We start from the raw sequence: 840 nt of genomic DNA, 5'->3' as shown, positions 1-840 counted from the left end.
TTTGCGGGAGGCCCGCAAGCCTCAAACCTTTAAAAAGTGATTTGCGGGAGGCCCGCAAGCACCAAAACCTTTAAAAAGTGAGTTGCGGGAGCCCCGCAAGCTCAAAACCTTTAAAAAGTGATTTGCGGGAGGCCCGCAAGCGTCAAAACCTTTAAAAAGTGATTTGCGGGAGGCCCGCAAGCAACAAAAACTTTAAAAAGTGAGTTGTGGGAGGCCATATAGGCGCACAAGAAACGATTGAAACTACAATAGGAATACCCCCTTGTGGGCATGAATCAAAGAGTCCCGCTAATCGATTGTCCTGCTGGTCATTTTTTTGTTGGCAATAAAAAATCCAATAGCCATCCTTTGAATTCAAGTAAGTTCCCAAACCTGCTTCCACACACATTACTTGTAAAAAATAAATGCTCTGTATATTCCCCTGTTCTTATTTCTACTTTAATCTTATCTCCTACATATTGATAATATACTTTGGACTTACTGTATTTTTCAATTTGATATTTTGGCCAAGAATATAAATTGATTGTATATTGGAAGTTAGATATAAGCATCCCTTCTTTAGTCGCTTTTGTCATGACAGGTTGCATCTCTCCACCATAAGTAAGGATATATAAGCATCCTTTATGTATTTCAAAACCTTCAATAGGGAAGATATACTTGCTTTGTAGGCTCTTCTTATTTATGATTTGAAGTGCAAACCGCTCCGAAATCCATGCTTTATCACCATTGCCCGCTAATATATTATTAGCGTAATTGGCAAATACTATCATGTAAATAATTAGAAATACTTTTCTCATAATGGAAAAATCATTGAAACTGTCCCCATATAACCTTGGAAAC

The 840-nt window shown here is 37.9% G+C and carries 1 protein-coding gene; it reads right to left on the bottom strand.

Translation table 11 applies throughout. The annotated features are described in order from the left end of the window. Positions 1-308 precede the first annotated feature (308 nt). On the bottom strand, positions 309-840 hold a 532-nt coding region (locus tag HMPREF9420_RS12810; RefSeq protein WP_007136167.1), incomplete at its 5' end, for a hypothetical protein.

Origin of the sequence: Segatella salivae DSM 15606, assembly GCF_000185845.1 — a bacterium.
Lineage (GTDB): Bacteria > Bacteroidota > Bacteroidia > Bacteroidales > Bacteroidaceae > Prevotella > Prevotella salivae.
This window is presented reverse-complemented; position numbering and strand designations above follow the sequence as displayed.